This is a genomic window from Pseudoxanthobacter sp., from assembly GCF_036822375.1.
Classification (GTDB): domain Bacteria; phylum Pseudomonadota; class Alphaproteobacteria; order Rhizobiales; family Segnochrobactraceae; genus Pseudoxanthobacter.
Genome location: NZ_DAISHT010000012.1, coordinates 8,541 through 16,423, shown reverse-complemented (window position 1 = coordinate 16,423; position 7,883 = coordinate 8,541). Strand labels below are relative to the sequence as shown.

General features: G+C 65.9%; 8 protein-coding genes. 2 read left to right on the top strand and 6 right to left on the bottom strand.

The window, feature by feature from the left end:
• Positions 1-482 precede the first annotated feature (482 nt).
• Entirely contained in the window at positions 483-692 is a 210-nt protein-coding gene (locus V7067_RS02740; RefSeq protein ID WP_334174341.1) for a cold-shock protein, read from the bottom strand.
• Between the two features lie 452 nt (positions 693-1,144).
• Between V7067_RS02740 and V7067_RS02735 the strand changes: the two genes are divergently transcribed.
• Positions 1,145-2,239, top strand: coding sequence for a linear amide C-N hydrolase (locus V7067_RS02735; protein ID WP_334174340.1), 1,095 nt, complete (start codon positions 1,145-1,147; stop codon positions 2,237-2,239).
• Between the two features lie 262 nt (positions 2,240-2,501).
• Positions 2,502-2,930, top strand: a complete 429-nt coding sequence (locus V7067_RS02730; protein WP_334174339.1) for an ion channel — start codon at positions 2,502-2,504, stop codon at positions 2,928-2,930.
• 147 nt (positions 2,931-3,077) lie between these two features.
• Here the strand turns inward: V7067_RS02730 and V7067_RS02725 are convergent, their stop codons facing one another.
• The 5 genes from V7067_RS02725 to V7067_RS02705 form a co-directional block, all read right to left on the bottom strand.
• Positions 3,078-4,319 carry an ammonium transporter gene (locus V7067_RS02725; protein ID WP_334174338.1) on the bottom strand — a complete coding sequence of 414 codons (1,242 nt, stop codon included), beginning with the start codon at positions 4,317-4,319 and terminating at the stop codon, positions 3,078-3,080.
• 182 nt (positions 4,320-4,501) lie between these two features.
• Positions 4,502-5,518, bottom strand: a complete 1,017-nt coding sequence (gene yut, locus V7067_RS02720; RefSeq protein WP_334174337.1) for an urea transporter — start codon at positions 5,516-5,518, stop codon at positions 4,502-4,504.
• Positions 5,519-5,534: 16 nt separating this feature from the next.
• On the bottom strand, positions 5,535-6,470 hold the full coding sequence (locus V7067_RS02715; protein WP_334174336.1) for an urease accessory protein UreD: 936 nt from the start codon (positions 6,468-6,470) through the stop codon (positions 5,535-5,537).
• A gap of 4 nt (positions 6,471-6,474) precedes the next feature.
• Positions 6,475-7,122, bottom strand: coding sequence for an urease accessory protein UreG (gene ureG / locus V7067_RS02710; protein WP_334174335.1), 648 nt, complete (start codon positions 7,120-7,122; stop codon positions 6,475-6,477).
• Positions 7,123-7,149: 27 nt separating this feature from the next.
• Positions 7,150-7,830 carry an urease accessory UreF family protein gene (locus tag V7067_RS02705; RefSeq protein ID WP_334174358.1) on the bottom strand — a complete coding sequence of 227 codons (681 nt, stop codon included), beginning with the start codon at positions 7,828-7,830 and terminating at the stop codon, positions 7,150-7,152.
• Positions 7,831-7,883 lie beyond the last annotated feature (53 nt).

The window sequence follows — 7,883 nt, the reverse complement described above, 5'->3', positions numbered from 1 at the left end:
GGGTGAGGATCATGATCACCGCGATCGAAACCGCACCCAGACCGGCAGAATCCTGAAGACCCGCAGAACCCTGAACAGGCCCCTGAAACTCTGACCGGCCCCAGGCTGACAAGCGCCTGTGGCGGCGCCGGCCGCGCCGGAAACGGCGTCTTCGCCCTCGCCCCGCTTCCGCAGAACCGGCTCGCCCGGACGTTTCGGGCACCGGCTTTCCCGGCACCCGCAGCCCCGGCGGCGGCTCTCTCTCCTCAGGCGCCGACCCCGGCTTCTGATCGCCGCGCGGGCCGGAGCGTCGCGAGGGGCGCCCGGCAGGGGCTGGGTCCGCAGGCTTGCGGCAAGGGCATGCGACAGCCGGTCGCGGCAGCCCCGGCCCGCCGGCTGAGACCGGCCCAATAAAAAAGGCCGGGCGGGGCCCGACCTTTCAAACAACGTCTCAGACGTTTTGCCAGTTCATCCGTGGTCAAACACGGGAGACGTTTTGGCCGTTACGCGGCCTGAAGGTTCTCAGCCGAGACCTTGCCGGTGCGGCGGTCGGTGGCGAGCTCGAAATTCACCTTCTGGCCTTCGGTGAGCGAGTAGAGGCCCGAACGCTCGACGGCGGAGATGTGGACGAACACGTCCTTGCTGCCGTCGTCAGGCTGAATGAAACCATAACCCTTGGTGGCATTGAACCACTTAACGGTACCCGTGCTCATGACGATTTCCTTTCAATCGGTCACAGTTATAACGCTCGCAGCAATCGCTGAACTGCCGCGGTTCTTTATGCATCGATTTTGGGGAAGAAGAATCGTCGTGGACGCGGATAGCGCGGAAGAACGTTCAACAGCAAGATCGATGGGTGCACAATAGCCGCGAATTGTGTTCGCCGCAAGGCTCCCTGTTGCATCTCCCCGTCAGACTTTGCCTGTGGCGGGGGCAGGCTTCACGCACTTCGTGATCGGCCCGCAGGCGGAAAAGGGCGGGCGGAGAAAATGCCGGCCATGCTAATCTCTGCCTCCCGGCCCTGAAGCCGATGCGGCGGCGCCTGTCAGCGCGAGCCGCACGGCCGGCCGGTGCCGTGCAAATGCATGGGCGCCCCCACCTGTGCGGAACCGGCCGGAGCCGGCACGGTGCGGAGGGCGGCCACACCCGGATCAGGAAGCACCGTATGTGTACCTCTCTGCTTTATCGCGATACCTCCAGCCGGGCCTATCTGGGCAGAACCCTCGAACTCAGTCTGGAGCTTCCCTATCAGATCGCGTTCTGCCCCCGGGCGCTTGAATTCACCTCGGCGACGGACGGGCACCCGGCGCTGACCTGGACCGGCCGGCAGTCGTTCGTCGCCGTCACCATGCCGGCGACGCCCTTTGCGCCCGGCACGTCGTTCGCGCCCTCCGACCTGAAGGTCGTCGAGGGCATCAACGATGCGGGTCTGACCTTCAGCATGCAATCCTACCCGCAGGCCGCCGGCCCGGTCGCGCCGCCTGCGCCGCAGCAGGCCGTTCTGTCCGCAGCCGATCTCGGCGCGTGGGTGCTGTCGCAGTTTTCCGCCGCAGCCGATGTGAAGGCGGCCATCGCGGCACAGCCCATCGTTCTGCCGCCGATCCCGATTCTGGGCGGGCTGGAAGTGCCGTTCCATTTCACCGTGCACGATACCGGCGGCGCAAGTCTGGTGATCGAGTTCCATCAGGGCGTTCTGACGCTCTACGACAACCCGGTCGGCGTTATGACCAATGCCCCGCAGTTCTCGTGGCACCTGACCAATCTCAACAACTACACGTTCCTGACCAACGTCGATCACTCCACCGCGACCTTCGGCAGCTATGCCGCCGTGCAGCCCGGCTCCGGCATCGCCAAGGCGGGCCTGCCGGGCACGGATACCTCGGTCGACCGCTTCATCCGCGCCAGCTTCTACGCGCAGTTCGCCGAGAAGCAGGCCGACCCCGACCGCGCCGTGCAGATGGTCGCCCACATCATGAACAATTTCGACCGGCCGCGCGGCATCACCGTCGACTATCCCGGCAAGGGCAGCGGACACCTCAGCGTCGAAGGGGTGAAACTGGCGAGCATTCCGACCGAGTTCACATCGTGGACGAGCATCTCGGATCTGAGCCGGAAACTGTTCTTCATCCGCGACAGCCGCGGCATGAACTACGTCTGCCTTTCCGTGGACGAACTGGCGCAGGCCGGCTTCCGCACGATGCCCATGGCCCGCCTGATGCCGGGCGTGCAGGACGCGACGGCCATGCTGGCCGCGGCCTGACCGGGCCGGCCGCCGGCCCCGCCTGCCCGATCGCAGGCGGGGCACAGCCACCGGCCGCAGCGGAACACCCCGCACCCACCCTCACCGAACAAATTTGCAACCGGCATATGGCAGGGACCGGCAGGCCGGCCCGGAGTGTGGCAGGGAGCGTGGCGGGCGATCCGTCGTCTTCGCGGCCACCCGGTTCAGAACCGCGTGCGCCGGACCTCCGGAAACAGACTGCCTGTGCGCACCGTCCGGCCGCTCCTGCCTGGGAATGAAGATGGCATACGAACTGTCTCTGGGCTTCCTCGTTATCATCGCTGCGCTTATGGTCCATCTTGGCGCCACGATTCTGATCGTGCGGATTGTCAATCCGCTTGAATACCTGATCCCGACATCGCCCTATCTTTTTATTGCCGTGACGCTCATCCTGACGAACGCGATATTTTTCATGGCCCATCTTGTCGGAGTCGGGCTCTGGGCGGGCCTTTATCTCTTCCTGAAGCTGACGGCGGATTTCTCGGACGCGTTCTATTCGGCCTTCATCGTGAACACCACGCTGGGGCTGGGGCTGGTCCGGCCCGAGATCGGCACACGCCTGCTGGCACCGCTGACGGCCTCCAGCGGCATTATGATGATCGGCTGGTCGACGGCCGTGTTCATCTATGTCGTGCAGTCCTGTCTGCCGCACATCGCGCGCCGCAGCTGACCGTCGCCGGGCTCCGGCCACCGCCTCAGGCCTCGTGCCGCAGAAAAGTCAGCGCGCACGGACCGGGCTGCGGTCCGTGCGCGCTGATGGAAAGCCGGACCGGGGCACCGGAAAAGAGGGCCGGCGCCCCTGTCCGGGCCGGCCGGCCTATTTCGAAACGGTGTGGTCCATTTCCCAGAGATTATAGGCGTCTTCGCCGTACATCGGCTTGTCGAGGCCTGCCATCTGCACGGCCGCAGAGACCCGCAGGATGCCGAAAGCATCCAGGATTTTCAGGATGACGAAGGTCACGACCGCGGCGTAGGCGGCGACGATGACCACGGCCAGCGCCTGCACGCCGAGCTGGCCGAAGCCCGCGGCGACCTTGTTGATCTGCGAGCTGGCCATAACGCCGATGAGCAGCGCTCCGGTCATGCCGCCGACGCCGTGCGCACGCCACACCTCAAGGGTGTCGTCCACCTTCAGCCACGCCTGCACATATTTGGCGAAGTAGCAGCAGGTCGCGCCGATGGCGCCGATCAGCAGGGCCGCCATGGGCTCGACATAGCCCGACGCCGGCGTGATGGTCGCAAGACCCGTCACCGCACCGACGAGCACGCCCGAGAACGACGCCCGCCCCTTCTCCCGCCACTCCCAGAACATCCACACCAGCATGGCGACAGACCCGGCGAGCATGGTGTTGGTGAACGCATAGGCGGCCAGCGCATCGGCCGCGTAGGCGCCGCCGGCGTTGAAGCCGAACCAGCCGAACCACAGCAGGCCGGCGCCGAGGGCGACCAGCGGCAGGCTGGCGGGCTGCGATTCCGCCGCGCCGGCCGGCATCTTGCGCTTGCCGAGGAATTTCGCCGTCACCAGCGCCGAAACGCCCGCCGACGCATGGATGACGATACCGCCGGCGAAATCCACCACGCCGAGCCGCGACAGGAAACCGCCGCCCCAGATCCAGTGTGCCGCCGGCAGATAGACGGCGATGGTCCACAGCGCGATAAAGAGCAGATAGGCGCCGAAACGGAAGCGCCCCACGAAGGCGCCGGTCATCAGCGCCGGGGTGATGATGGCGAACATCATCTGGTAGGCGAACACCATGATGAACGGCACGTTCGGCGCATAGGCCGGGTTCGGCTCCACGCCGATGTGGTACATGCCGAAATAGGGCACGATGTTGCCGATCACGCCGCCGATATCCGGCCCGAAGGCAAGGCTGAAGCCGCCGAACACCCAGATCAGCCCGACGACGCCGATGCAGACGAAGTTCTGGATCATGATCGACAGCACGTTCCGCTGCTGAACAAGACCGCCGTAGAACAGCGCCAGCGCCGGCGTCATCATGCATACCAGCGCGGTACACAGGAGAACGAAGGCCGTATCACCCGCGTTGATTGCTTGCATTCCTCTTGCTCCTCTCTGGCAGACAGCGGTCATGCCCGCCGCATTGCGCGGCGAGGCCCCTGAAACGGCGGCGGCATGGCCCCGGCTTTCCCCGATCGATGGCCGGCACCCGCGGACAAGCGGCGGCGGAAACGGCAGGCCCGACCGGGCCCCGGCCGGGCCCGCGCGCGCCGCACGGCCCGTCAGGCCGGTTTTGCGGCCGATGCCGGCGCCGCGCCGTCGTCCCCGGCCATCATGTGGTCGGAAACCGGCTTGTGCGGGTGCGGCGCCATCAGCTTCTTCGGTGCGACGAACAGGTACATCGTCAGAACATAGGGCGCGGTGAACGAGGGAACACCGGCGGGCGCCACGATCACATCCAGCGCGCCCTGCACGAAAACGGTCGTGACGGTGGCCAGCAGCGCATAGAGCGCGACCTTGACCGACGGCTGCAGGAAGACGACGCCGACGGCCAGCGCAGTCAGCACGGGGCTGAAGCCATAAAGCCCCTGGCTCACCGCCGCCGGATCGGCGCCCATGCCGATGGCGACGACCGTGGCGATGATCGAGCCGGCCGCGGTGGCGATGCCCGCCGGGATCGAGGCGATGAAGATGCCGGCAAGAACCAGCACGCCGGAGATGGTGTTGCCGAGCAGGTAGACCTGCCCGATATTGCGGAAGAAGATCTGCACCAGTTCCAGCGGCGCCGGGACGGGCGCAAGGCCCTGAACATAGTCGGTGGCGAGCCGCGGCGCGTCGCCGGTGACATGCAGCCCGCCGAACGAATAGGCGCCGGCGACCATCAGCCAGCCCGTCAGCACGAAGGGACCGGTCGACCCCGGAATGCCCCAGCGGCCGGTGAGCGTAGCGCCGAAGGCCGCCGTGACGACCGTACTCGCCGCCGCGCCGACCACGACATAGACCCAGAGCTGCGGCGACACCGCGATGAAGGTCGGCAGCGCGGCCCCCACCAGAATGCCGTTGAAGCCGTAGAGCCCTGAGGCAACGGATTTTTCGTCGCAATCGAGCAGCCGGGCGGTCAGCGTCGCCACCACGACGCCGACGGCGGCGCCGATGGTGGTGGCCCACACGCCGGAGGCGTAGGAGGCATAAGCCATCGCCACGAAGAACAGGATCCCCGTCAGCGGGTTCTCCATGAAGAACACCTGGCTCGCCCCCTTGAGGGAGGCGGTCACGAAATTGCTGTTCTGAGCAGCCATGGCTTCGGTCCTTCGGTCAGCGCCAGAGGAATTCCTGCGGAAGGGTGCGTCCGCGCGCTTCCTCGCGGACGATCTGCCAGAAGCGACGCACCTCGCGGCGCACGTCGTAGCTCTCAACGCCCGCGGCCCGCAGCATCAGCCCGGCGTCGTTCGGCAGCCGGCAGACGCCGGAGACGGCCCGCGGCGCATCGTCGGGGAAGTGCGTCTCGCAGCGGGCCCTGATTCTGGCCGCGACATCCGGCGGCGTCAGGCAGACGATGTTGGCGAAGGCATCGAAGCCCTTCATCACCGCCGGAGAGTCGATCTCCGCGTCGCCCTTCTCCACCAGCAGCTTTTCGGCGAACAGCTTCCGGCCATCCGGCCGCCGCACCGCAACGCCCATCGAGAGCAGGTCGAAGCCGAACCGCTCGTCCACATGGTGATGCTTGCGCCCGGCGAGGATCATTTCGCCGTAAAGCAGCGTCGCGTCTTCCGCGACGACGATGTCCGTCTGGTTGATGAAGCGCGCGTTGCGGTAGAGAATGGTGAAGTCGGGCAGATATTCGAGATAGGCTCCGCTTTCCAGCGTCACCGTCTGGTGCTGCGAGGCATAGTTGGCGTCCATCTGGTGGACGCGGCTGGCACTCTGCGTGGTGACCTGCGCACAGGCCCCCTGCCCGACGCGGATGTCGATCTTGTAGCGATCGCCCTGCAGGATGCCGCCGCCGACCGAAATGATCGGGCAGATCGGCAGTTCCGGCATCGCCTCGTCGAAATAGAGGGCCTGCTGCACCAGCAGCGGCGCCACGCGATAAAGATCGTGCAGCACCGAGCGGCCGCCCTGCAGCGAAAAGCCGAGGCGGAGTTCGCCGACCTTGCCCGGAGCCGCGGCGCGCATCTGCGCCGGCTCGCTCTTGTAGCCGCTGACTTCGCGCGCCTTGTCGAGGCGGCCGAGCTGGTCATGGAGCGCCATGGCGTCAGGCGCCCGCCCGGGCCGGCTCGGTCACCTTCACGTCGAACAGCGCCATGTCGAGGATGAGACGAATGAGATCGTCGATACCCTCGCCGGTCTTGCAGTTGGTGAAGAGGAACGGCTTCTTGCCGCGCATCAGCTTCGAATCGCGGTCCATCACCTCAAGGCTGGCGCCCACATAGGGAGCGAGATCCTTCTTGTTGATGACCAGAATATCCGACTGGCAGACACCGGCGCCGTTCTTGCGCGGGATCTTGTCGCCGGCAGCAACGTCGATCACGTAGATATAGAAGTCGGCAAGGGCCGGGCTGAAGGTGAGCGTGAGGTTATCGCCGCCGGATTCGATCAGAATCACGTCGCTGTCGGGATATTTCTCCTCCAGCTCCTCGACCGCGGCGATGTTCATCGAAGGGTCTTCGCGCACGGCCGTGTGCGGGCAGGCACCGGTTTCGACGCCGACGATCTTCTCCTCGACCAGAATGCCGTTCAGCGTGCGCCGCACCTGCTTGGCGTCTTCCGTCGTCACAACATCGTTGGTGATGATCAGCGGCTTGATTCCGAGATCGATCAGACGCGGCGTGATCGTCTCGATGACGGCCGTCTTGCCCGAGCCGACCGGGCCGCCGATGCCGATGCGTGTAATCTTCTTCATGGGCCGTCTCCTTCGCCGATGACCGCTTCAGTTCATGAACAGGCGGACATGGGTTGTCGTGTGGTGCGCGACGAGAACGTCGAAGACCGGTGCGAACGCGGACATCTCGTCCAGGGTGAGATCGCGAACGGCGCGGTAGTCGTCCTCGACCCGCTTCTGGGCCTCGAACAGGATGCGCTGGGTATCCAGATGATCGATGCGCATCAGCCGCAGGGCCGCGCTCAGGATCATCGTGGCGATGCCGTACTGATGCATCACGAAGGCCTCGACTTCGTCGACGCCCATGTGCGCCAGCGCGACGGCCTGACCGACCGGATAACATCCCGGCGTCCGCGCGGCCCTGATGTCCGCGAGCCAGCGTTCCAGCATCGCAGCGGGGCTGACCGTCAGCACCAGTTCGGCAAACTTCCGGCCGACGCGGGTGAGCATGAGCTGCTGCTCCTCGCCCACCCGGCGGCAGAACAGTTCGCTGTCGGCGTTCGCCACCGCGTCATAGTCGCCGGCGAGCGCCGCGCGATGGGCGTGCAGAAGCGCCACCCCGTCCATGCGCGCGCTCTGGCGCAGCACCAGCTGCACATATTGCAGAAGATCGTGCGAATTCGACACGACGCCGGTCTGAAGGGCCGATTCCAGTCCGTTCGAGAAGGCAAACGAACCGATCGGCAGCGTCGAATCGGCAAACTGCAGCAGCCGGGCAAGGTGCACCATGCCGGCCGATGCGCCGCGCGACCGGGGCGAATCCTGATCCATCATTTCACCGG

Coding starts and splice junctions, on each gene's coding strand:
- V7067_RS02715 (WP_334174336.1), bottom strand. CDS start 6,470: ATGGCGCTCCATGACCAGCTCGGCCGCCTCGACAAGGCGCGCGAAGTC.
- V7067_RS02735 (WP_334174340.1), top strand. CDS start 1,145: ATGTGTACCTCTCTGCTTTATCGCGATACCTCCAGCCGGGCCTATCTG.
- V7067_RS02725 (WP_334174338.1), bottom strand. CDS start 4,319: ATGCAAGCAATCAACGCGGGTGATACGGCCTTCGTTCTCCTGTGTACC.
- ureG (WP_334174335.1), bottom strand. CDS start 7,122: ATGAAGAAGATTACACGCATCGGCATCGGCGGCCCGGTCGGCTCGGGC.
- V7067_RS02730 (WP_334174339.1), top strand. CDS start 2,502: ATGGCATACGAACTGTCTCTGGGCTTCCTCGTTATCATCGCTGCGCTT.
- yut (WP_334174337.1), bottom strand. CDS start 5,518: ATGGCTGCTCAGAACAGCAATTTCGTGACCGCCTCCCTCAAGGGGGCG.
- V7067_RS02705 (WP_334174358.1), bottom strand. CDS start 7,830: ATGGTGCACCTTGCCCGGCTGCTGCAGTTTGCCGATTCGACGCTGCCG.
- V7067_RS02740 (WP_334174341.1), bottom strand. CDS start 692: ATGAGCACGGGTACCGTTAAGTGGTTCAATGCCACCAAGGGTTATGGT.